The 21,543-nt window shown below is 63.4% G+C and carries 19 protein-coding genes; 7 read left to right on the top strand and 12 right to left on the bottom strand.

All coding sequences use genetic code 11. The annotated features are described in order from the left end of the window. Positions 1 to 6 precede the first annotated feature (6 nt). The 3 genes from ON43_RS42195 to ON43_RS05990 all read right to left on the bottom strand — a co-directional run bounded on the left by ON43_RS42195 (position 7) and on the right by ON43_RS05990 (position 9,144). Positions 7 to 792 carry a hypothetical protein gene (locus ON43_RS42195; protein WP_051177979.1) on the bottom strand — a complete coding sequence of 262 codons (786 nt, stop codon included), beginning with the start codon at positions 790 to 792 and terminating at the stop codon, positions 7 to 9. Positions 793 to 886: 94 nt separating this feature from the next. Further along, positions 887 to 1,330: a hypothetical protein gene (locus ON43_RS05995; protein ID WP_040804515.1), complete on the bottom strand. Its 444-nt coding sequence runs from the start codon at positions 1,328 to 1,330 to the stop codon at positions 887 to 889. A gap of 44 nt (positions 1,331 to 1,374) precedes the next feature. Beyond that, a complete protein-coding gene (locus ON43_RS05990) occupies positions 1,375 to 9,144 on the bottom strand; it encodes an alpha/beta hydrolase (protein ID WP_040804512.1) in 7,770 nt (2,589 codons plus the stop codon). Positions 9,145 to 9,379: 235 nt separating this feature from the next. Between ON43_RS05990 and ON43_RS05985 the strand changes: the two genes are divergently transcribed. The 4 genes from ON43_RS05985 to ON43_RS05970 all read left to right on the top strand — a co-directional run bounded on the left by ON43_RS05985 (position 9,380) and on the right by ON43_RS05970 (position 12,761). Beyond that, complete coding sequence (locus ON43_RS05985) at positions 9,380 to 10,237, top strand: hypothetical protein (protein ID WP_040804510.1); 858 nt, start codon at positions 9,380 to 9,382, stop codon at positions 10,235 to 10,237. Positions 10,238 to 10,349: 112 nt separating this feature from the next. Then, the gene (locus ON43_RS05980) at positions 10,350 to 11,888 is read left to right on the top strand and encodes a hypothetical protein (RefSeq protein ID WP_245568485.1); all 1,539 of its coding nucleotides are present in this window, start codon (positions 10,350 to 10,352) and stop codon (positions 11,886 to 11,888) included. Between the two features lie 41 nt (positions 11,889 to 11,929). Next, positions 11,930 to 12,253, top strand: a complete 324-nt coding sequence (locus ON43_RS05975) for a WXG100 family type VII secretion target (RefSeq protein ID WP_083913186.1) — start codon at positions 11,930 to 11,932, stop codon at positions 12,251 to 12,253. Positions 12,254 to 12,257: 4 nt separating this feature from the next. Beyond that, on the top strand, positions 12,258 to 12,761 hold the full coding sequence (locus ON43_RS05970; RefSeq protein ID WP_051177977.1) for a YbaB/EbfC family nucleoid-associated protein: 504 nt from the start codon (positions 12,258 to 12,260) through the stop codon (positions 12,759 to 12,761). 229 nt (positions 12,762 to 12,990) lie between these two features. Here the strand turns inward: ON43_RS05970 and ON43_RS05960 are convergent, their stop codons facing one another. From ON43_RS05960 to ON43_RS44325, 5 genes are all read right to left on the bottom strand, one after another. Then, positions 12,991 to 13,437: an antitoxin YezG family protein gene (locus tag ON43_RS05960; RefSeq protein ID WP_040804501.1), complete on the bottom strand. Its 447-nt coding sequence runs from the start codon at positions 13,435 to 13,437 to the stop codon at positions 12,991 to 12,993. A 155-nt stretch (positions 13,438 to 13,592) separates the two neighbouring features. Beyond that, on the bottom strand, positions 13,593 to 13,892 hold the full coding sequence (locus ON43_RS05955; RefSeq protein WP_157513926.1) for a hypothetical protein: 300 nt from the start codon (positions 13,890 to 13,892) through the stop codon (positions 13,593 to 13,595). A gap of 19 nt (positions 13,893 to 13,911) precedes the next feature. Next, the gene (locus ON43_RS05950) at positions 13,912 to 14,364 is read right to left on the bottom strand and encodes a hypothetical protein (protein ID WP_040804497.1); all 453 of its coding nucleotides are present in this window, start codon (positions 14,362 to 14,364) and stop codon (positions 13,912 to 13,914) included. A gap of 330 nt (positions 14,365 to 14,694) precedes the next feature. Further along, positions 14,695 to 15,921, bottom strand: coding sequence for a phthiocerol/phthiodiolone dimycocerosyl transferase family protein (locus ON43_RS05945; protein ID WP_051177975.1), 1,227 nt, complete (start codon positions 15,919 to 15,921; stop codon positions 14,695 to 14,697). Between the two features lie 162 nt (positions 15,922 to 16,083). Continuing rightward, entirely contained in the window at positions 16,084 to 16,590 is a 507-nt protein-coding gene (locus ON43_RS44325; RefSeq protein ID WP_157513925.1) for a hypothetical protein, read from the bottom strand. 295 nt (positions 16,591 to 16,885) lie between these two features. Here ON43_RS44325 and ON43_RS05935 point away from each other — a divergent pair, with 295 nt between their 5' ends. Next, the gene (locus tag ON43_RS05935; RefSeq protein ID WP_051177972.1) at positions 16,886 to 17,398 is read left to right on the top strand and encodes an SUKH-3 domain-containing protein; all 513 of its coding nucleotides are present in this window, start codon (positions 16,886 to 16,888) and stop codon (positions 17,396 to 17,398) included. Here the strand turns inward: ON43_RS05935 and ON43_RS45725 are convergent. The 3 genes from ON43_RS45725 to ON43_RS05915 form a co-directional block, all read right to left on the bottom strand. Next, positions 17,371 to 18,141, bottom strand: coding sequence for a hypothetical protein (locus ON43_RS45725; protein ID WP_174416450.1), 771 nt, complete (start codon positions 18,139 to 18,141; stop codon positions 17,371 to 17,373). The two genes, ON43_RS05935 and ON43_RS45725, sit on opposite strands and share 28 nt — an antisense overlap. A gap of 76 nt (positions 18,142 to 18,217) precedes the next feature. Next, positions 18,218 to 18,520: an AzlD domain-containing protein gene (locus tag ON43_RS05920; protein WP_218003211.1), complete on the bottom strand. Its 303-nt coding sequence runs from the start codon at positions 18,518 to 18,520 to the stop codon at positions 18,218 to 18,220. Beyond that, entirely contained in the window at positions 18,520 to 19,266 is a 747-nt protein-coding gene (locus ON43_RS05915) for an AzlC family ABC transporter permease (RefSeq protein WP_218003210.1), read from the bottom strand. Before ON43_RS05915 ends, ON43_RS05920 begins: the two co-directional genes overlap by 1 nt. A 103-nt stretch (positions 19,267 to 19,369) precedes the next feature. On the opposite strand from ON43_RS05915, the gene ON43_RS05910 reads away from it, so the two are divergent. Continuing rightward, entirely contained in the window at positions 19,370 to 19,825 is a 456-nt protein-coding gene (locus ON43_RS05910; protein WP_040804490.1) for an Lrp/AsnC family transcriptional regulator, read from the top strand. Positions 19,826 to 19,834: 9 nt separating this feature from the next. Here the strand turns inward: ON43_RS05910 and ON43_RS05905 are convergent, their stop codons facing one another. Then, positions 19,835 to 20,254, bottom strand: coding sequence for a hypothetical protein (locus tag ON43_RS05905; protein WP_157513924.1), 420 nt, complete (start codon positions 20,252 to 20,254; stop codon positions 19,835 to 19,837). A 76-nt stretch (positions 20,255 to 20,330) separates the two neighbouring features. On the opposite strand from ON43_RS05905, the gene ON43_RS05900 reads away from it, so the two are divergent. Beyond that, positions 20,331 to 21,536, top strand: a complete 1,206-nt coding sequence (locus ON43_RS05900; protein WP_157513923.1) for a DUF7373 family lipoprotein — start codon at positions 20,331 to 20,333, stop codon at positions 21,534 to 21,536. Positions 21,537 to 21,543: the final 7 nt, after the last annotated feature.

Here is a 21,543-nt window from a genome sequence, read left to right as displayed (position 1 = left end):
AAGTGGTCAGCTCTGGTCTGCGAGCCGTCGGAGCTCAGAGAGTGAGGGTGCCTGCTGCTCAGGAACAGGTTGAATCACACCGAACGTTCCAGCGGCGTTGGCTGGAAGCGAGCGGCACCGGCGAACCGCATCGAGCGCCGATAGACCAGTCCTGTGTGCGTCGATGAGACGTGCGCGCCACAGTCCACCTGCGACCACACCGACATCGCCGACCGCAGCGCGCGGGATATACCCGGCGGCGTCGTCGCTCACCGATGCCCAGACATAGCCGACGACCACGCCCTTCAGGACGACGCTCAAATAGATGACGGCTGAGCCAGTTTCGTCAGGGTAAGTAGATGTCGGCACCGGTGCGATCGCACCGAAGCCCTCGGATCGATCCTCAGGACTTCCACTGGGGAATGTGCCGTCCTGCACCCACGGACCGTCACCGATCGGGTGATCAGGGTTCAAACGCAGCGCCAACTCCTGAATGGTCCGAGCCTCCCCCATCTCGGCATCGCCGACTATCCCACCGAACCGCGGATCCTCAGGCCTCCCAACCCAATACCTGATCGCCTCAGCCGCCGTAAGCCCCATCCGATAGCTCTCTTCGAGCCGATCATTCCAGTAGACAGCAGATTTCACCCGATCGGCCCCAAAGTCCATCTTCGTGAAAAACCCCGCAGAATTCCCATTCTGCGACCCCCACAGGTAGCCCACCAGGACATCGCCGAGCGTCACCGGAAAATAGAACACCGGAAGACGCGTCCAGGCATCATAATTCGCCATCATCGCATCGTCAGCGACCACTATGTCCTCACCTATCGCGCCGTCGGGCTATCGTCTCGGGTGTCACTCGCCAATCATCTTCTCGGCATCCCTACATAGCCCTCCGCTGAAATCCTCAGTCTTGAGCCTGACGGAGCTTGTCCTGCAACCACTCTGGCATATGCTCCTCATCGCGAGGGTAATATTGAAGGTCCAGCACATAGGCACCGGCAGTCAATTGCGGACTGAAGTCCGGTTCGGCGTCATAGTCGAATTCAATACTGTAATCGCCTGATCGATCAATCACATACCGCGCAGTGAACCATGCACCCTTCCCAGGCTCATACATTGCTGCACGCAACTTATCAAACTGTCTCATTGCCAGTGTCGGCACTGAATGCCGCGACGAGACACCGTCTTCCGCGATCGATTCGAGGCGTGCACTGTCGATCTGAACCGTGCTCCTGAACTCGAAGCGAATCTGCCGCCATCCCGGAGCAACGGCCTCGACCAAGGCATGCCCCACCGCTTGGAGAACCTCGGACTGGTCGAGGGGTCCAGCTGAATCTTCCTGTGCCATAGGTCGATCCTTTCATACGATCATCGCAGGCAGCATATCGAAGCTCACGACATCTGCCTGGGCGGAATATTCTTGAAACTCAATGTATCAACCAATGTACCGTCGACAGCGTACTCGACATCGATGTACATCGGTGCCGAGATATCGGGGCTGTGGGGGTCATAGTCGAGTGAGATCTTCACGTTCAATGTCGGAGGTGGATCCTGGGCCAGCAAGTGCTCCCAGTGCCCCTCGAGCTTGCGCCAGTTGTCAAGTGGAGTGGTGTTTCCGGGGTCCTGGTTCAAACTCTCGAGCATCGGGACCATATTCAAGGCCTCACCCGGGCCACCAAATTCGGTGCCGAACAGGTGGCCTCCGTTGAATCGGACGGTTTCAAAAAGTATTGCCTCAGTTATCGAAGGCTCCCGATCGAATATCTCCTTGAAGTCCTCGATGGTCTGCTTGTTTATTTTGGCATATTCTTTTTCACCTGCATGCCCGATCGGGGTCTGATCTGGACCACGCCGCCCCTCATCGGAGCCGGTCAATTCCAAGCGACCTTCGGCCTGAACCACTCTGCCGTGGGAATCTGTTGAATAAATGAACCTATTGTCAACGGTATAGACCGCCTCAGGGAAAGCCTGCCTCAGATCAGGGTTGAACCCTTCACCTTCCAGTCTCCGGAGCGTCGTGTTTCGCATCTGCTTTCGGCCGGAATCAGTCACCACTTCAGAGACACGACCATCGTGGCCTGTGATGAACAGACCTCGGTCGCGCCCAGCCTTGTCGGTTACGCGGTATGCGGTGTTCGGCTCGAGTGGAATTGGGGCACCCGTCTTCGGGTCCCTACCAAATGGCTTGCGGCGCTTCGGTGCAAGCGGATCATCCGACGCGACATGTTTGACCGGTCGATCGCCGACCAGATCTTCGTATGGATGTCTCGGCATATCATCGTTGACGAACGCACTTCGCTCCCTGGCGCTGTTCGGATCGACGCCATGCTTATCCTGCTCACGTGTGCCCGGGACGAAACCGTCTTCGGAGACTTTGGTTTTCGTGCCGTCTGGGTGGATAAGCTCCCAGTCACCATCCGGTGGGATGCGGGGGCGGCGGGTGCCCTGGGAGGTGGTTTCGGCGGTCGAGGAGTAGATGTGGCCTTCGGGGTCTGTCCAGGCTGGTTTGGTGGGGGCTAGGACTTCCCTGTTGGTGGCTTTGGCCAGGCGGGCGGCGGCGTCGGTGGAGGCGGCGTCGCAGCCGATCAAGCGGATGGGGCGGCCGTCGTAGCCTAGTTCGGGGAGGCGGGCGGCCAACTGTTCCATGGTGTATTCGCGGCCGTCCAGGAGGACGGTGCCGCGGTCGGTTAGGTGGGCGTCGATGGTGAAGAAGCGGGGGTCTTCGGGGACCTGGTGCGCGAGGGCCTGCAACTCCGGGTCGTTGTGGAGGGAGAGGCCGGCGGGGGTGCGGTCGGCGTAGTGGCCCAAAGGGTCCGCCGGTGGGTTGTGCTCATCGATCGGATGAGATGTATTCGGTTGGGGGTCATCTCCGTTGGGGCGATGTTCGGGATCGGTCGGGCGATGTTCGCTCGGCTCTGGTGCGTGGTCGGTCGTGTGCGGACCGGGTTCGTGTGGCGGTGTCGCGGTGTCCGAGGGGTGGGGGCGGAACGTGTCGTAGTTCTCCGACAGGTACCTGGCCAGATCGGGGCGGTACTCCTCGAATAGCCGCAGGGCGGTCGGCGATGTCGTGTGATCGAGCATGCCGAGCTTTCCCATGAGGTCGTTCAATCCGACGCGGAGACCTGGTAGCTCGGGGGCGCGGCTCGGGTCGTGGTATGCCGAGGCGAGGTCGTATAGGCGCTCGTGCAGCTCCTTGAAGCGGTCCATCAGGTGCGGGGTGAGTGTCGAAGGGCGATCAGGCGATTCGACGGGGTGTTGCGGCTCGTTGTCGAGCCGGAGCGGAACGTCTATGTCGGACCCATCGATCGGACGGGCCCGATCAGCTCCCGGCTTGTCCGGCTTCGTATTCGGATCGTGAGCTTGCGGGACCTCGAGATTGGGTTCGTGGACGTAATCCGCCGGCACGAGCTTGCCCTTGACCAAGTAGTCGACGTACCCGTCGTCGTAGCGAGCGCCCTTGGGGTCCTCGATGACGTCGGTGATCAGGAATTTTGATCCACGCTGGAGGATGAGTTCGTTCTCGGGTCCGGCCAAGCCCTTGTCGCCGACCCATGCACCCTTCGAGTCCGCCGGAACCTCCAGTTCCACACGGACTTTGAGCCTGAACTCCTGAGGTGGAGTGGGGCCCAGGCTGGTCGACATATAGCCGTGCTCGGTCTGGACGGTGCCCTTCAACAACATTGGGTTGCGGCCGTTCAGTGGTTGGCCGTCCGCACCGATGAAGCGGTCCAGGCTTCGCATGCTGATTCCGCGGGAAACCTCCACGCCCTCGGGAATCGGGCGGTTCATCGCTTGGTCGAGGTGTTCAACCTGGGATCGGAGGACGTCCAGGGTCGGTTCGCCGCCGAAGTATTCGCGCATCCCGGGCAGCTTGTCGGCGTTGCGCGACAGTTCCTGGAGCCGACCGTGCGGGTTGGGATCGTTGACTACATGCTCGATCGTGGCGCGGAGGCGCGGATCGAGATGGGGATCGCGGGGGTCTGGATGCTCGGCCAGAATCCGGTCGAGCACTTCCACTTTCGGCATGATCGGGCTGCCGTTGGTGACTCGCCTGAGTTGCTGGTAGTGGCCTTCGTCCTCGACGAGCTTGGCAAGCAGCTTCACCGGGTTCTCTGCACGCAGGAATTCGTTGATCCACGACTTCTTCGTGTAGCGCTGCAGCTCACGTAGCTCTGGTTCGGACATGGTGTCCCGGATCGGAGCGAGCGTTTCGTCACCGTAGTGGCGCGCGGCTTCGGGCGTATCGAAGCGCTGAATGGGATCGTGCGCGGGCGCCACAGCCTCCGGCTCTGCCGGGTGAATCAGTTCATGCGCGGTGGGTTCGTGCTCGGCATTTGGATGCGCATCGTCGTTCGTAGGTTCGTGGTGGGGAGATCGCTCCCGCGAATCCTGGTGTGGCGCCTCGGAAGCTAGTCCGTCTCGCCCTGCTCGCGGTTGATCCGGGTGATCTCCGACTCGCCCCACGCCTGCCAGATCTTGATCTGGTCCTCGGTGGCCGGGCGGCGTCCCTTCTTCTCCAGGTCGGCCGTGTGCTGACGGATTTTCTCCGCCCACTTCTGGTCTTCCGGCGACAGGGGCTTGCGGCGCTCCATCACTTTCCGCGCGATCCGGTCGAATTCCTCCTTGTTCATGCTCTGTCCTTCCTAGGTCCTGCAGTTCGATGACGAACTTCTCGTTGCCGTAGCGATCGGTGACTCGGTATTGGTCTTTGACGAGGAACTTGTTGCCCGGGGGGAAGACGACTTCGTCCTGCTGACGCGATGCCCAAGAGATATCTTTCCCGAACTTGGAGTCGATGATCAGCTCGATATTGCCGCCGGGCATCGAGCCTTCCTTGTCCGAGGAAGCGAACCCGGGGTCGAACGGGGTCTTGCCCTGCTGATAATCGTCGAGGAATCGCGAGAGTTTGACCGGGTCGTCGATGTAGAGGGATCGGTAGACAACCCCGTGATGGTCGGGAAGCTTGTTGTAACCGGAGACCAGCGTGCGGATTTCGACGTCGCGATCGTGCAGGGTGTGGGTGTTGCCGTTGCGGGTCGCGTCGTTGACCGGCTCGTTGAGGGTGAAGAACTGGTTGCGGCGGATTGCGTCGATCTCGGCATCCGTCAGGCGGGAGATCTCGGGGTGCTTCCCGGTTTGCTCGGCGCGGATGTCCTGGACCTCGCCGTCGCTGATGCGGTTCTTGGCAGCGTATTCGTGTGAAGCGGCGGGGTCTTCGTAGTGCGGGTTCGCGTAGTAGGGCTTGTCTTCGACAGGTAGCTTCGGTCGCTGCGGTTCAGCACCCTCGGGTAGGTGCGATGGACCGTTGTGGTCGGGGACGCCGTGGTGTGAATCCGGTTGACCGATCCGGGCTTCCGGGCGCTTGGCGGCCGGATGCTCCGGTGTACCGGATTCGCGGGGCTGCAACGGGTTTCCGTGCGAGTCGTAGATGATCGCGTGGGTGTTGGCGACGTTGGTGCGATCGCCGGGGAAAGGGTGCGGGCCTGCGCCGAGGGCGGAGTCGTGGATGACGAGCAGGCCGCCGTCGTTGGTGACGGTGTAGGCGTGGGCACCGACGCCGTTGGTGTCGACGGGGCCGCGGTACTCGTCAACGACGATGGCGGTCGCACCATCTCCCATGCGGTATAGCTGATCGGCCAGGACACCGGGAGTATCGATCGGCTGCATGTGGGCGCCCGCGGCGTTCTCGAGCTCTTCGGCGGACATGCCCCGCTGGGATATCTGCGGATCGTCGGGGACGTGGATGTTCGGGTTGCCGGTCAGCTCTTGGGCATGCTGAAGAGCCTGCGGTCCACAGTCGTTCGATGGTGGGTGCTCTGCCGGGAGCTGCGGCGTGTGCTCGGCGACCGGGTCGGGGTTGCGGTGCTCCTCGACGATGCGGTCGTAGCCGTGCGGAGCACGTTCGACCGGGTCGTGGACCGGTGGGCGGAAGTGGGCCGGGTCGTTCGGGGTGGAGCCGAAAGTCCGTTTGAAGTCGCCGAGTTCGGAGCGATCGGGGCGTGCGAACTCCGGGATGACCTCATGCGGCAGGCCGGCGGCGATCTTGCCGAAGTTGTAGAGCGATTCACTCGGAACACTGCGGCCGTCACCGTCGTGGAACTTGTAGTAGCCGGTGTGGGTGCCGATATCGCTGAGAGTTCTCAAGCCGCCCGGGAATTGAGCAGTGATGCGACGCGCACCGAATGAATCGACCGACGGGTCCAGACCCAGTCCGAGACCGAGAGCCGGTGCGGCACGGGAGATGTCATCGGGGTGGCTCGAGCCGATCCAGGTCACCGGGTCCCGAGGTGAGCTGGCGACGAACACGTTATCGCCGATGCCGAATCGGGAAGCATGCGGCACAGGACCCGCGCCGGGAGAACCCAGCAGGGTAATCGTGGAGACCTCGCCGGACAGGCGACCACCCGCGCCGGCGAAACTCGTTGTGGTGGAACCGTAGCTGTGGCCGAAGACGTGCACATCCGGCTGGGCCGCGCCGTCGGGCAGTGTGGCGTTCTGTTTCCGAGTTTCGTTGAAGGCAGCCAGATCTCGCGCCAGGAGCTGACCGCCGCGTTTGGCCAGATCGGTGTTGGCCATCTCCTTGAAGATCTTCGGAAGACCGCTCGGTGCGTCGTAGCCAATCCAGGCGATCGACGCCACCTCGCTGGGGTCCTTCGTATTTCGCGAAGTCTCCCAAAAGTGGTTGAACGAGTTGTTCAGGTTCACCTTCAAGCTGCGGACCGTGGTCGTGATGCCCGGGACGTGGTACGACACCGTTGAGGCTCTGTCCACACTGCCGAACGCGACGACAGCCCGGCCCTCACCGTTGAACGCTCTCGCGTCGTAGGAGAGCACCTCGACCGGCGGCCGGTGACCACCGTTCTCCTTCGCGTATTCGTCGGCGAGTTTGTCGGCCAGCCGCAGATTGTCGACGGTCTTGGACAGGTTCTTGTACTCCCGGTAGCCGTCGGGATCGAAGAACCTGTTCGTGAACTTGTCGACCCGTGGGTTGTTCGCACGCAAGTCGGCCATGTCCCGTGCGATGGACAAGCGATTGGCCTGGTCGCGCACGGATGCCGGAATGCCGTCGGCATTACCGATTTCGTGTGGATGCACCCGCGTCATCGCGGCTTGCTGATCCTCGGTCAGCGAATGCCACCACTCGTGATTCTCCCGGGCCCGGTTATGTGCTCCGGCTTGGTCGGTGTCCTCGCGGTGCAGCAACGTCGAAGGGTCGGCCTCGTGGCCCAGCCGGTCGAGCGCGTCCTGAGCGTGGAGCCGCTCCGCGTCGGTGATCGGCCGGTCCTCCGGCAGCACAGGACGATCCGGATGTTCCGCGGGCCCGTGGGATTCGTGATCGTGCGGCTGCTGTGTGTCATGGGATGGCTGATCGTGTCCGTCGTGATTGGCATCGTTGGCCCGGTCCGATGACTGGTCCGAGTTGTCGTGCCCTTTGCCGACGGTGGCGTCATGATCGGCCGCCGCGTCGTCTTGTCGACCGCCGATACGGCTCTCGGGCTTGTCACCATCTTTGGTGTGCGACGTGTCGGACCGATCACTGTCGGTGGGCCGCGCGGTGTCGGTGCGGTCGCCCTCCGGTGTGCGCGTGGCCTGCTCATCTGTCGGGCGAGCGGTCTCGGACCGTTCTGGAGGCAGACCCGCGGCATGCTCCTGCGGCGCAACCTGTGCTCGGTCAGCGTCGGCTCGGGGCGTAGCCGCCTCGAGCCCAGTCGCTTTCGCCTGTGTACCCGTACCGATTCCGGTATCGCGGGTTGGGGCCGCACCCGCCTTGGGGGCTTCGGCTGCCGGCGCAGGATTCGTCGGCGCCTCAGATCGCGGGGTAGCCGTGGCGGGCCCGGACCGCCCTTCGGGCGCGGGCTGGCCGCCGGTCGTATGTGCCGGAGCCGAGGGTTGGGCGACATCGGAAACCCTTGGCGCTCCGCCATTGTGAGTGCTCGCGGGGACTTGGCTTACGGGTCCACTGCCGCCCGACTGCAGGTTCGTGAGCCCGTTCCCGTTGTCCGCGTGTGGCGTCTGCTCGACCGAGCGAGCGCCGACCGGAGCGGTGCCGGGAGAATTCGCTCCGGGCTGATTTTGACTGCCATGATCGTTGGTCGCGTCGTGAACAGCGGTGTCGGCCTTGATATCTGACACCGATGCCGGATGGATCTCCGAGCTGGGCGCCTGGTTCGCCAGCTGTGTGTCGGTCGGATTGGTGACGGCGGGGGCTTTCGTATCGCCGTAAGTCTTCATCAAATGGGACCCGAGGCCGCCCACAGCGCCTGCTGTGATCATGCGGGGATCGAGTTCGGTGTTACCGGTCGCCAAAGCGACTGCGCCCCAACCGGCCAACCCGGCCACCGCACCGGTGCCCAGGGTCTGGAAACCGGCGACTGTCATGGTCCCGAGGCGTTTTTGCGGACTGAAAACGCTTGTCAGTCCCTTGCCCAGCCCCGCACCGACCGGCGCGGCCACCAGACCACCGACACCACCGGCCAGGGCCATGGTGCCAACCTCACCCCAGTCGAACTTCGTGCGTCGGCCCTCGTACCGCTGCCACGCTTGAATCGCGATATCCGGGGCCGCCCCCAGCCCCGCACCAACGGCCGCACCCGCACCCAAGTTGAAAGCGGCGACCGTGAACTTCGCGAGAACCGCCTTGATTCCGGTGAGCTCGGCCCACTTCACCTCATGCCCGACGAGGTAGTTGATCAACCGCTTCATCAAGATCCGCACGGTGACGCGGTTGGCTGCGACGACAGCGGCTTCCTCGACGGGCGCGGCGAACAGCGATGCCGCGGCGATGGCCATTTCCGTGGCCATTATGAGCAGGGTCGCGTGGAACATGAGCTTCGTGTATTCGAGCTCGGTGCCCGTGCCATCGGCCATCGACGCGACACTGTCGAACCATTTGACGAGGTTGTCGATCGACAACGCCTGAGGGTCCCCGGTGGACTTCAGCGTCTCGAGTTGCTTGATCATCTCCTTGCCGCCGTCGCCCTCGGGGTATGCGACCTTCACGGCGGAGATGGCGTCGTCGATATCGCCCTTGATGGCCTGGAGTTGCGCTGCGGCGGACCGCCAATCGTCGGCAAGACCCCACATGAGGTCCTCGTTGCCTTCTGGCCACTTCATGCCGACGAGATAACCGAGGGTTCCGACGAGGGGTGGCCGCCAGATCATCGCGTGCCTCCCGATCCGAAAAACACGCGCTCAACTGCGGTTTCGGACCGATGCCCCCGTGCTGTCACTCCCGCCCCCGGACCAGAACCGACTTGTCAGCTATTCAACTGTCCACCAGGTGTTTTCACGAACGAACAGTCGATGATCTTGCGCTACGCTGCCATAGAAGTCGCCGAACGGCAACCTGGAAATCCGAACCGGCTATCAACCAGCAGCCTCGGGAAGGGGTGGCACCATGCGATCGCTGTGGTTCATTCCCCACGGCAACACCGTCACCGAGCCCGAAGGGACGACGGGCTATCGAGGCGGATGGTCGTCCACACTCCACCCGATCAGCACCAGGCAAGCCGCGGCGGTTGCCGCCCACGGACGCCGCCGGGCCCGGGAAATGCTCTCACTGCTGGAAGGTGCGGGCTTCGTCGCAGTCGAGGACGGCTCCGAGTACTGGAGCGAAACCGAGCTGGTCGGTGAAGGTTTCAATCGATTCGACAAGGGATACAACGGTCGGGTTCACAAGGTCTCGGCCAACCTGACCTTGCCCGGCTCGACAGTCGACATCAGCGAGCTGGCGCGCCGATTCACCGATCTGCCCTCCACCATCATCGAGCGCGTCCGGGCAGATACCCGCGACCAGACCTACACACTGTTCCTCCCCGGGAGGCACGGACACACCGGCAACATCAAGATGACGAAGCGGGAAGATCCGCCGCGGATCACCGTGAATCTTCTTGCCGTGAGTAAGCGGTACTTCTACCGCTGGGACAAGCGGGACTCGATCTGGAGGATCCTCCTCCAAAACCGAACCGAGCAGGATTACGAGGACCGCAAGGCACGTGAAATAGCTCGCCTCGGTTTCTCCAGCCGCGACTGGCCGGTGCACGCCACGCTGCCCGACGGCATGGTGGAAGAGGAGGCGACCGATCGCGTGCGCCTCTATCTCATGGGAGCGGGCGTCGACACCGCTGCGGCGAACCTTCGTGCTCAGCGGATCGAGAACGGCTGGGACGTAGCGATCTCCGGCGATCCCGCGCTCGACGCCCTGGGTGTCCTGCGAATCACCGATTCCGGACGCATCGGCCCGCCCGCCGAGTGAATTCGCGGCAACCATCGAATCCGGATCTGAATCACCCCTCGCGAATGTGTAGGGTCGCAGACGTATCCGAACGGGCGGCCCGTAGCGCCCGGTCGACGAGGGGAGCGACATCGTGAGCAAGCCGCAGGACGGAAATCAGGACGAGGAATTCTTCAAGGAATTCATGTCCTCGTTCGTGCAGGCCAGCGGTAACGAGGCTCCCGCGTTCGATGTCATCTCACATCCGGGTCCTTCGGCGGTCGTCGACGAGAAGCAGATCACCGAGCAAGCACGTGAGCTGACGCACCAGATCGCCCGCGAGCTCGCGGCGGACGGACCGGAGGGCTGGGAACGCATCGATGCCGTCTTCGCCTGGACGGTCGCCGCGCAGGCGTGGAATGTGGCGTACTCGGCGAACGGACGCGGCGTGCGCGCCGAACCTTCGCAGGCCACGTTGCTCGCTGTGCAGGAGCAGCGCGAAATCGCCGCACAGCTCCCCACCGGGCCGTGGTGGCGCATGCGGCTCATCATCACCAATTCGGGTGAGATCCAGACCGACTATGACTACGGCGACGAACCGTTTCCCGACGATCAACTCTTCCCAGCCGAGGCCTACCGTGCGGACCTGCAGGAGTACCCGCGCGACCGACTACCGGTATGGCTGGCCGCCTACGTCGGCAATGAAGGCCGGCAGCAGCGTTCGCCCCGGGTCGCGGCCGAACAGGCTCGCATCGACCGTGGCAAGGGCATCCGTGGCGAGGTGAGCACCACGGATTTCCCTCCGCTGCCACTGCTTTGGGCTCGATGGACCGCCATGGCGGCCGCCTACGCGGCCCTCGGTTCCCCCCAGGGGCCGCGCATATTGCCCGCGCTGGCCTGGTTCGAGGGCGCTCAGCGCAGCGGAAGCACCCTGTATGTGCTGCCCGGCGATCGCGCCGTCATCTCCGGCGGCGTCTGGAACGCACCGGCACTGGACGCCGCATACAACCAGGGCAAGCCGCTACCCGAACTCTATGCGGGCGCGCCGGATTGGATCACCGACGCCATTCTCAACCCCCGATCGGTCTCGGGCCTGCTGTCGTTCTGCTATTGGTGGGAGAACGGAAACTGGCATCGCGGCGAATCCCCGACCGGACCAGGTCTGGCCGAAGCGGTGCCTGGAATTTGGACCGCCGAGGCTACGGTCGACATCATCACGAATGTGCTCGCGACGGCTACCGAACAGCCTGTGAGTGACCTCACGAGGACCGCCGTCGCGACCCTGGTGGCAGCAGCGGAGGCTGGAGTCGTCACCTTCGAGACCATCTCCGCCGCTTTCGATCCCAGTCGATTCGATGTCGACGCCGCGCTGAACCAGTTCTCGCTCGCCGGGCTGCGCACCTTCGTGGTGCTGCCGCCGCTGTCTCGAATCGACGCAATCGAGCAGGTGGCCAGGCATATTCGAAACAGCGGCGCGGATACCACCGGGTATCCCCTGGACCAACTGACCGCGGATCGAATCGACGCCGGTTGGATGGTCTATGTGCCGACTCAACCCGGAGAGATCATGCTCGGCCGGGCCATTTACTACATTGCCGACGACGGAGTGATCGAAGCGTCCTCGTCCTCGGTGCCGCCGAATGTCTACATCGCCGGGTTCACGCAGCGCTATCGCGACCGAAGCGGTAGTTGATAGCGTCAGCGACGTTAACGATCAGGGGAGGAAGATTCGCCATGACCGGAAGAGTTGAAGTCGATCCGGAGCTGCAGCGAGTGGCTGCGGCCAAAGCCGGGCAGATCACAGATCGCATCCGCGCGGTGCTGACGGGGTTGGAGTCCGCGTCGGACGGCAAGGGCGAGCCATGGGGAGACGACGAATACGGCGAGAGGTTCGCGAAGGGCGACGGCGCCAACGGATACGTCTCGTCACGAGAGAATCTCACCACGCTCGTCGACAAGCTCGCGGGCAAGTCTGATAGCCACTCGACCGCCCAACAGGATGCGGCCAAGCTGCACGACGGCACCGACAAGAGCAACGCCGACGCCTTCAAGCAGTAAACCGATGGCCAACGAATTCATCAAGGGCGAATTGGCATCGATGATCGATGAGTTCCAGACGCAGATGCGAGTACTCACCGACATCCAGCAGAAACGCGCCCAGCTCTTGGCAACCGGGTATGCGTTGCAGAAGCGAGTCGCCGTTGTGCTCAACGCCGACGGAACCGTCATCGAAACTCGATTCGACGACGACTTGGAAGACCTTCCACTCCAAGAGCTTTCGAAAGCCGTCACCGAGGCCGCCCAGGCTGCTGCGACCGAATTGGCGCGGAAGAGCACCGAACTCACAGCGCCGATTCAAGAGCGTCGCGGCCGCATGCCGAAGATGTCGGACCTGATCGACGGGTTGCCTGATCTCACGGAACAGATTCCGGAGCGCATCCCCGCCTCCCTCGCTCCCCCGAATTCCCCTGAGCGGCAACGGAACAACGAGCCAGCGATGACCTTCACCGATGTCGAAGACTTGGACGACATCACCCCCGGCCGGATTCGCGCGGACGACTGGTGACCTCGTGGCGTTGCTTGTCTATTACCGGCAGGTACGCGATGAGCCGGACGAGGCGGAGTACTGGTTCGGGCCCATTCGGGAGGACATGGGTCGGACTTTGATCATCGATAAGATTCAGCGGACGGCCTGGACCGATGGGGTTGAGGACATGTTGTTCCGTGCTGCGGCGGGGCACATCTTGTATCGGGAGATGCGCGAGAATCTCTGGCCTACCCACGGAATGAGGGCGTCATGAGCCCGATGTCTGATCAAGCTTATCCTGCAACCACATCGGCGTGTGAGCCCGATCGCGAGGGTAGTACTGGAGGTCCAGCGCATACGCACCGGCAGTCAACTGCGGATTGAAATCCGGCTCGGTGTCGTAGTCGAAGTCGATCTGGTATCCACCCGCTCGATCGATGACGATCATCGCGGTAAACCACGCGCCTCTCCCAGGCTCGTACATCGCAGTGCGGAGCTTGTCGAACGCCCTCATCGCAACCCTCGGAACCGAATGCCGAGACACGGAACCGTCCTCAGCTACCGACTCCAGCCGGGCTCCGTCGATCTGGACCGTGCTCCTGAACTCGAATCGAAGCTCCTTCCAGCCCAGCGGCACTGCTTCGACCAGCGTCCGTGCTGCCTTCCGGAGCATCTCCGATTGCCCGAGCGGCCCAAAGGACTCCAAGTGCGTCATACGGATCAGTATCGTGCCGCAGATAGTTTGGCGAGCAGCCAAGCAGGCGTATTCGCCTCGCCGCGAGGGAAGTACTCGAAATCCAGTGCGTAGGCCGCCGCTGTCAATTGCGGCACGAAATCGGGCTCGTTCTGGTTGGCACCTGTCCGACCGCCTCAGACCTCGCGCTTTGGCGGCGGAGGAGGGGGTAGAGGCAATTTCTCGTGGGCTCGCATCTCACCCGGCTCGATCGTATTCTCACTGGTCACCGGGCCAAACCCCTTGTTGAACTTGGGACTACCGTCGACGATGCGCTCGGTGGGCGGAATCGCATCGCGGGCGCGCACATCCTCGGCCATCTGGCGATCGATCTCGTGCAGCTGCTCGACCGTGATACCCATTCTGGCCGCGAGCTTTTCGTCGATCGCCCGCTGGTTATCATCGTCCGGTGGCGTGATCCAAGGTGGAAGTGTCATCGAGCGCTCCCCCGCGTCGTCACTCGGTTGTGTCCGCGGACGCGCCGTCCAGCCCGCGGCGAAACCAATCAGGCATATGCTCGTCGGAGCGCGGGAACCACTTGTTCTCCAGCGCAAAATCTTGACTGGTCGGCGTCTTCCTGAAGCGGGGCTGCCGGTCTCGGTTGTAATCAATGTGGAAGCGACCGGGCGGGTCCAGTACATACTCGAACTCGACCCACGTGCCCAGGCCCGATGCGTACATGCCGTGCCGAAGGTCTTGGAATTTGCGCCACGCTTCGGGCGGGAACGACAAACCCTGGACCGATCCGTCCGGCATCTTCACTCCGGTCTCCCGCGCAGCGTACCGGCCAACGATCGTGCCGCGAACAATCAGACGAGCCCATCCCATAGGGAGAGTTTCGAGTATCCCCAGCGTGATGTCCGACAGCATCTCGTGTTGTTCCAATGGGCTCAACGGCTGGTTCGACATCAGGCAAGTCCTCCTCAGCAACCGACCGAACAGCACAGAGCCTACTGGGCCTACGGCCCGCCGACCGCCTCATGCTGGCGGCCGACCGGAAACCCCACTTGCCCAGTATGTTCCGAATCCACCGCTCAGCGGCGTCTGCGGAGAGGTACCGCTGGTAGGGGTCGGAAACGGTCGAGGCGGCGCGTGGCGTCTTTGCAGGACAGCTGGACGGCAGCAATGCGGCCAGGAGGCGGGAGGAGTTCGATCGATGACCCTGCAGCCGGAATCGGTTCGGCGATGCTGGCTGCAGAGTGAGTCAGAGACGGCAGAAAGGCTGGCCCCCGCGTCCGGTTACAGCAGTGGAATGTTGTGGTGCAGAACCTTTTCCAGAATGCTCAGCCGCTGCTGCTGGTCTTCGACGGATTCGCCGTGTAGATCGACCTCGATGCTCAGCTGCCCGTCGAAGCTACTGATGATGTAGTTCGGCGGCGCGGGAAGCTGTTCGGGCGAGGTGGGTGCCGTGGCGGGAGCGCTGGCAAGGGTCGAATGAAAGTCCAGGATCTCGAGGCCCGCGGGGACCCGCAGCTGCGGCAACCGCCCCCAGTTAGTCGCCGTCACCAGGCCGGGGATCTGGGGCACCACTCCCTCGGATCCCTCCGGGATCAGCAACGGGCTCAGTTGGATCAGACCGTCGGCCAACCCGCCCCGAACCTGCGCGCTGATCGCGCGCCCAATATCGACGATGCTCGTGAGCTCGCCGGCCGCGACGTAACCGGTGAAGCCCAGTACCACGGTGCCCTCGTAGACACTGACCTTCGGATCCAAGTGCGCACGCAAGCTGACCGGGAACATGTACACCAGGTCCGAAACCGCCGCCCCGCGCAGTTCCGCCTCCGCCAGGAGCAGAGCCCCGGAAACGAGGCCGTTGATACTGACCTGCTCTTGGCGGCTCAACTCGGTCAACGCAGCCGTGTGTTCGGCACTGAGCCGCAACCGCGCAGCCTCACGAACGTATCGCGCTTTCCCATCGACCCTGTCGGTCGTCGCTGCCTGGGCGGGCGCTGCAGCCTGTTCGGGAAACGGCGGTTTATGGATGTCGCGGGCGGCCAGAATCTCTTCGACCGGAGCCGGAAAGGGCAGTGTCTCGATCGTCCCGATCTCCCCCTCCACCGCGGCGGTGTAGTAAGACCACAGCTGCTCCACCCGGTCTTGGCCGGTGGCACTGTCGGTAATGCTGTGGTGGGTGAACAGAGTGACCACGGACTCATCGCCGTCTTGGCGCACCCACAGCAGACCCAGCGCGGCGCACTGATCCAAACCGATGTCATCGAAGCCTGATTCGGCCGACACCACCATGTCCTGCAATGTTTCTGCGGGTTCCGCGAACTCAAAACCGTTGTCGGTCTTCTCAATTCGCGCGGTCAGCGCCGGATATCGCCGCCGCAGCGCATCATAGGCCACCGCCATCGCTGCCAGATCCAGCACGCCACGAGTGCGCACCGAGTACCCGATATATATGCGGTCGAGCGCGAACCCCTTCTCACTCGGTGCCAGCGGGCGAATCGCCGTCGCGGTCATAGATAACTCTCCTCAAGATCAGGACCTCTCACTCTGCCAGATCGGTGCCTGGCCTCGCTTGCCAAAGCGGTTGCGACGCAGGCCCTTCGAGGATGTGCGGAGACAGGTCAGGCCCGGCGGATCGCCGGGCCTGATTTCATCGAGTTATCTCGCAGGGGCGGATCAGGAGACCAGGCCTGCGCTGGCTACGCCCGCGCCGATTCCGGCACCGGCCAAGGCGCCGACGCCCGCCGCCGGGAGGCCCGTGACGGCCGCACCGATCGCACCCCCGATTCCGGCGCCGATCAGGCCACCGGCGAGCATCGCGCCGCCCGCGATCGGGACTGCCGCAGCAAATTCCGCGGCGAGGCCCGGAATCGAGATGATGCAGGTGGCGACCGGCAGGCAGGCGCCCAGCAAGGTCACCGAGGCAGCCAGGGCGGTGCCGCCGCCAGCCACCAGGAGGCCCGCGACGGTGCCGACCCCGGCACCGACCACTCCGCCCACGACTCCACCGGCGACGGCGGCGGGAACACCGGCCACGGCGGCACCGATTCCGGCACCCGCCAGCGCGGCCTGCCCAATCGTGTTGGGATCGGCCGCGATCGGCTGCGGGGCAGCGATGTCAGCAGCGGGCACGACAGCGTCCGGCGTGGCAACTGCGTCCGGCGCAGCGACGGCGTCGGCCACCAGTCGCACCTGGTCCTTCTCCACATGCTGCCCTGGGTCCGCCGAGGCCAGACCCGCGCAAGTCAGCGAAACCGCGAGCGATGCACCCAGAACCGAGATTCGTCCCGCACTCCGCGTGGTTCGGCGATGACGCGCCATAACTCCCCCTTGCTTAGCTATCGGATTGCCAATCAGAACAAGCCGATTCAAATGTGAGACCGCCGCGTCCCGCAAACTTTGTGTCGATCATCACGAGTGCCGGATCCGGCCTATCAGTATGTTGCGGCGCGACGTCAGCATTCGGTAAATACAGGCCATGAGCAGCGTCAACCCGGGCACGATACGCGAGTGGCTTGCCCGAGGAGGCTGGCATCCCGATCGGGATATCGGCGCACGCGCCGACGAGCTGATTCGAGTCGCAGTAGACGCCGCGGCGCAGCAGGGCATGGAACTCGCTGTACCTGACGCGGCCGTTCGTTTCATCCGTTCATACGGCGAACTGGAGCTCGTCATACCGGGAACCTCACCCGAAGCCCTCTTGATGCTGGATCCGACGATCGGGTACGACGGAGACGTCGAAGACTTCGCGGAGCTTGGCGAACTCCTTCAGCGGCAACTGTTTCCAGTAGGAGCCGAGACGTGCGAGTTCGGCACCTGGCTGATCGACGACATGGGCCGATTCTTCTACCGACACCACACCGGCAACTTCTACCTGGGTGCTACCGCAGACGAGGCTTTCGCCGCGATCTTGTCCGGCGGATTACTTCCGTATGCAGAGGAAGCATCCAGCGCGGTTACCGCCTATCTCGGGTCGCCTACCCAGGAGTAGTGGAAGGTTGGGGGTTCGCCTGCTGCGCGGCGGGCGAATTCGTCGGCCCAGAGTCGGAAGGTTTTGCGGTACATGTCGGTTATTCCGCTGCGCTCCGACGGGGTGATGCGTCGATGTTCCTGCTCAGCGGCGGTGAACGTCTCATTCACTCGGTGGTAGAGGTCGAAGATGCGGCCTGATCCGCGGAGGTAGAGGCTGCGTGCTTGCTCGGTCGCCCACACGAACTGCGGGCCGGTAAGGGCCGAGTAGTCCAGATCCGCAGTGGGTTTCAGCACCGCGTCGATGTCGGCAGCCGATGCGGGTTCGAATGCGCCTGTCCGCACGTTGAGCCTTTGGCCGCTCAGTTCGCGTTCGGATTCCTCCAGTTGGATCGTGCCGGTGCGGAATCGAAAGTACGAGGGCGACGTATCGAGCCAAAGCAGCGCGTTTCCAGATTTCATCCCCGCCCGCATCGGCTGCTGCCGCTTCAATCGTTCTTGGGCCTCGGTCAGCTTGCGGTTCTGTTCGGCGAGCGCACGTGCCGAGTTGCTGCCGTCCAACTGGCCTGCGAAGGCGCGGTGGGCGGCTGCCACGAGGTCGTCGGTGACGTTCGGGTGGGCGCGGGCGATTTCTTTCAGCGCGTTCCTGGTTTCGAAGTCGAGACCGGTGTGGGTGCGAAAGGTGCCCCGCGTCAAAGCCCGGGACAGGGCGGATTCGAAGCTGAGCTGCAACTGCTCTCGGGTGAGACGACCGTGGCGGCGCATAGGGTCTCCGATCGTCAATGTTCGATGACAAGCTTATTCACATCGCCGATCGCCCGCGGATCTCGGTGATCTCGGGTTAGAGAAGGAACCGTAGGGTCGCGGTTGTCGTCGCCGCGACGGCGACAACTACGAGGAACGGTGCGCGAAGAATAAGCGCGACAAGGGCGGCGGCGAGGCCCGCTAGGCGTTCGTCGATTACGAGCCGGTGTTCGGTGGTTGCCGACTGGATGACCAGCAGCGCTGTCAGCAGGCCGATCGGTAGGAGTGCGGCGATCCGTTGTACGCGAGCGTTGCGGAGGATTCGTTCTGGGACCGACAGTCCGGCCAGCTTCAGCAGGTAGCAAGCGGCCGCGCCGGCGATGATCGCCCACCAGAGCATCATTGGGCTTCGCCTTCGCGTGCGGGCTGGTGGACGGGCAGATCCGGGTGCGGATTGCGGCGGGCGGTAGTGATGGCGAGCAGGGCGGTGACCACGGCTACGACCAACACCGGTAAGCCGGCGGGCATTACGGGTACGGCCGTAAGCGAGACCACGGCGGCCGCGCAGGCCACGAGCCAGGACCGCCGGGTGACCATTCGCGGTGCCAGCAAGGCGAGGAAGGCTGCTGGGGCCACGACGTCCAGACCGAGGACGCGTGGGTCGGACAGTAGGCGAGCACCCAACGCACCGGTGATCGTTGCCAGGTTCCAGCAGACGAATACTGCCAGTCCGGCTGTCCAGAAACCGAGCCTCGCCGCCCGCGGCTCACGACCGACCGTCATTGCGGCGCTTTCGTCGATCACGATGTGCGCCGCGGGAATTCGCCGCCAACCGGGCAACCGGAGCAGCGGAGTCAGGTGCAGGCCGTAGAGGGCGTTGCGGGTGCCCAGTAGCGTGGCCGTGGCGGCACCTGTGAACGGATTTCCACCGGCTGCGATCACACCGACCATCGCGAATTGGGATGCGCCGGTGAACATCAGGCTTGACAGGGCGCACGCTTGTGGCACTGATAAGCCTGCGGCAACCGCTAGTGCACCGAATGACAGGCCATAGGTTCCGGTCGCTACGCCGATACCTAAACCATCACGAATTACCTTAGGGCGCTGACTATTCCAATCAGCACTCTGCGGTTGACCGTTGACCACCGGACTCAGCCCCTTCCGGAACGACTCCACTCAGGGTGTCATCGGCATCTCCGGGCACGCCATGACTAGCCCTGGTTCGGCGGCATACTTAGCATTTTCTGCTATGGATTCGATCGATCGCGCAATCCTCTACCACCTTCAACGTGATGCTCGAATATCCAATGCGGAACTCGCACAGCAGGTTGGGCTCAGTCCCTCGCCGTGCCTGCGCCGAGTGCGCAATCTGGAGCAGGCGGGTGCCATCACCGGCTACCACGCGCGGGTGGACCCCCGTGCCATCGGCCGGAGTTTCGAGGTGCTCGTGCACGCCAATATGGGGATCAAGAACCGTCGGATGGTGGAGTCCTTCGAGGCGAAGGTGGCCGAGTTCGATGAGATCGTCGAATGTCGGCGTATGTTCGGCGATCCCGACTATCTGCTGTGGATTGCCGTCGCCGACGCCGATGCCTACGAGCAGTTCTTCATGGAGAAGCTGGCGGATCTGCCCGGCGTCGCGCGACTGCACTCGCAGTTCACGATGAAGGTCGTCAAGACGACCGGAGTCCCGCACCTGACCTGATGCAAGAAGCTACGGGGTCAGCGAGATCCAGCCGCGGGCCTCGCCGATCTTGGCCCACAGGACGAGAAGTACAGCGACATAACCCAATACGCTCAATCCGCCGATCCAGACGAGGCCCTTGCCTATCGGGTTTCTGTCGCTGATTTCGGGGTTGCCCTTCACCAGGGTCAGGAGCGGGATGTGGTAGCCGCTGTTGTCGCCGCCGTCGGGGACGGTGAAGGCCGCGATCAGCAGGAGCAGGTCGGCGAGTTGGATGAGGGGATGTTGGTCGGGGGTGGAGAGGGACGCGGCGAAGAGCAGTGGGGCGCAGACGAGGAAGGCGGGGAGGCCGAGGGTCCAGAGGGTCAGGAGGATGAGCCAGCCGGGGGCTAGGAGGCGAATCAGGATGAGGGCGAAGAACAATGGCCATTGCCAGGAAACGATTGTCATCAGGACCCCCGATTGATTGCACCCCGCTTCTACCATACGGTTGGCGATCAAGGGAGATCGACAACAGGGGGAGTCCGTGAGGGCACGCAGGGCGCGGGTGGGACTGGTTGCGGGGCTTGCGTTTACCGTTATCGCGTCCGCTGGTTGTGGTTCCGATTCGGCGGCGGCCACCGGCGCGACGGTTGATCTCACCAAACTCGACACCGGCAGTTACGCGACGAAGCCGCAGCAGTTGGAGCCCAAGGATCCCGATCGCATGGGGCGGATCATGGAGGCGTTGCGGCTGGGTGATGTGATGCCGTTGCCGAAGGACATCGATCCGGCGTTGACCCACAATCTTGGCGGGGTGCATCCGTTCATCGACGCGAAGGCGTTCGGGACCAAGTCGGTGTTCGCGTCGTTCAGTGCCGAGAACTTCACGGCGAGTACTCCGGGACTGGTGGCGGGGTTCGGGACGGCGGCGGCTTCGAACGAGGATCACTACGGGCTGGGCTATCAGCTGCGGCATGCGGTCATGATCTTCGACAGTGATGAGGCTGCCAGCGCGGCTGCCGGGGCGCTCGCGGGGATGGAATTCGACAAGGAGAAGGCCGATCCCACGGCATCGGTTGTTCATCCGAGTGCTCACGTCGTGTGGATTCCGAAGTTCCAGGCACTCGCATCCTGGTATACGACAGGACGATTCGTCATCTCCGATGTGGTGAACCACCACGAGAACATGGCCCTGGACAACTCGGATCTCCCTGCGCTGCTGGCGCTTTCCGACAAGGCGATCAGCGTCACCGTCGACCGGTTGAAGACGTTTCAGCCGACGCCGGTGGACAAGCTGACCGAGCTGCCGTTCGATCCACAGGGCCTGCTGCGGTTGGCACTGCTGCGGCCCGACGGTGATCAGACCGCGTTCGGCATGCTCGGAACGCTGAACCGGCAGACCGCCCTGCACCTGGCCGACGATCCCGACAAGGAGCGGGAACTGTTCGACAAGACCGGGGTGGATTATATCGGATACGGTGCGGGCAAACTGGTTCGGACCCGCGATGCGGAGGCGGCTCAGAAGTACTTCGGCGAGGTAGCCTTCGGCCGGCTCGTGCACCGGATCGATTCCCCGCCTGGACTACCCACCGCGCGATGCGTCAAATATCAAGGGCCGGAAACGCTTCAGTTCCCCTACCTCTGCTACGTCACCTACGGGCGGTACGCCGTCGAAATGTGGTCGCAGCAACAGCAGGATGTGTACCAGCGGATCTCGGCGCAGTACGCCATTCTGGCCAACGACAAGTAGGGGGCAG

Origin of the sequence: Nocardia concava NBRC 100430 (genome assembly GCF_000308815.1) — a bacterium.
In the GTDB taxonomy this organism is placed as follows: domain Bacteria; phylum Actinomycetota; class Actinomycetes; order Mycobacteriales; family Mycobacteriaceae; genus Nocardia; species Nocardia concava.
This window is presented reverse-complemented; position numbering and strand designations above follow the sequence as displayed.

Coding starts and splice junctions, on each gene's coding strand:
- ON43_RS05995 (WP_040804515.1), bottom strand. CDS start 1,330: ATGGCACAGGAAGATTCAGCTGGACCCCTCGACCAGTCCGAGGTTCTC.
- ON43_RS05990 (WP_040804512.1), bottom strand. CDS start 9,144: ATGATCTGGCGGCCACCCCTCGTCGGAACCCTCGGTTATCTCGTCGGC.
- ON43_RS05985 (WP_040804510.1), top strand. CDS start 9,380: ATGCGATCGCTGTGGTTCATTCCCCACGGCAACACCGTCACCGAGCCC.
- ON43_RS05975 (WP_083913186.1), top strand. CDS start 11,930: ATGACCGGAAGAGTTGAAGTCGATCCGGAGCTGCAGCGAGTGGCTGCG.
- ON43_RS05970 (WP_051177977.1), top strand. CDS start 12,258: ATGGCCAACGAATTCATCAAGGGCGAATTGGCATCGATGATCGATGAG.
- ON43_RS05960 (WP_040804501.1), bottom strand. CDS start 13,437: ATGACGCACTTGGAGTCCTTTGGGCCGCTCGGGCAATCGGAGATGCTC.
- ON43_RS05955 (WP_157513926.1), bottom strand. CDS start 13,892: ATGACACTTCCACCTTGGATCACGCCACCGGACGATGATAACCAGCGG.
- ON43_RS05950 (WP_040804497.1), bottom strand. CDS start 14,364: ATGTCGAACCAGCCGTTGAGCCCATTGGAACAACACGAGATGCTGTCG.
- ON43_RS05945 (WP_051177975.1), bottom strand. CDS start 15,921: ATGACCGCGACGGCGATTCGCCCGCTGGCACCGAGTGAGAAGGGGTTC.
- ON43_RS05935 (WP_051177972.1), top strand. CDS start 16,886: ATGAGCAGCGTCAACCCGGGCACGATACGCGAGTGGCTTGCCCGAGGA.
- ON43_RS45725 (WP_174416450.1), bottom strand. CDS start 18,141: ATGCGCCGCCACGGTCGTCTCACCCGAGAGCAGTTGCAGCTCAGCTTC.
- ON43_RS05920 (WP_218003211.1), bottom strand. CDS start 18,520: ATGCTCTGGTGGGCGATCATCGCCGGCGCGGCCGCTTGCTACCTGCTG.
- ON43_RS05910 (WP_040804490.1), top strand. CDS start 19,370: ATGGATTCGATCGATCGCGCAATCCTCTACCACCTTCAACGTGATGCT.
- ON43_RS05905 (WP_157513924.1), bottom strand. CDS start 20,254: ATGACAATCGTTTCCTGGCAATGGCCATTGTTCTTCGCCCTCATCCTG.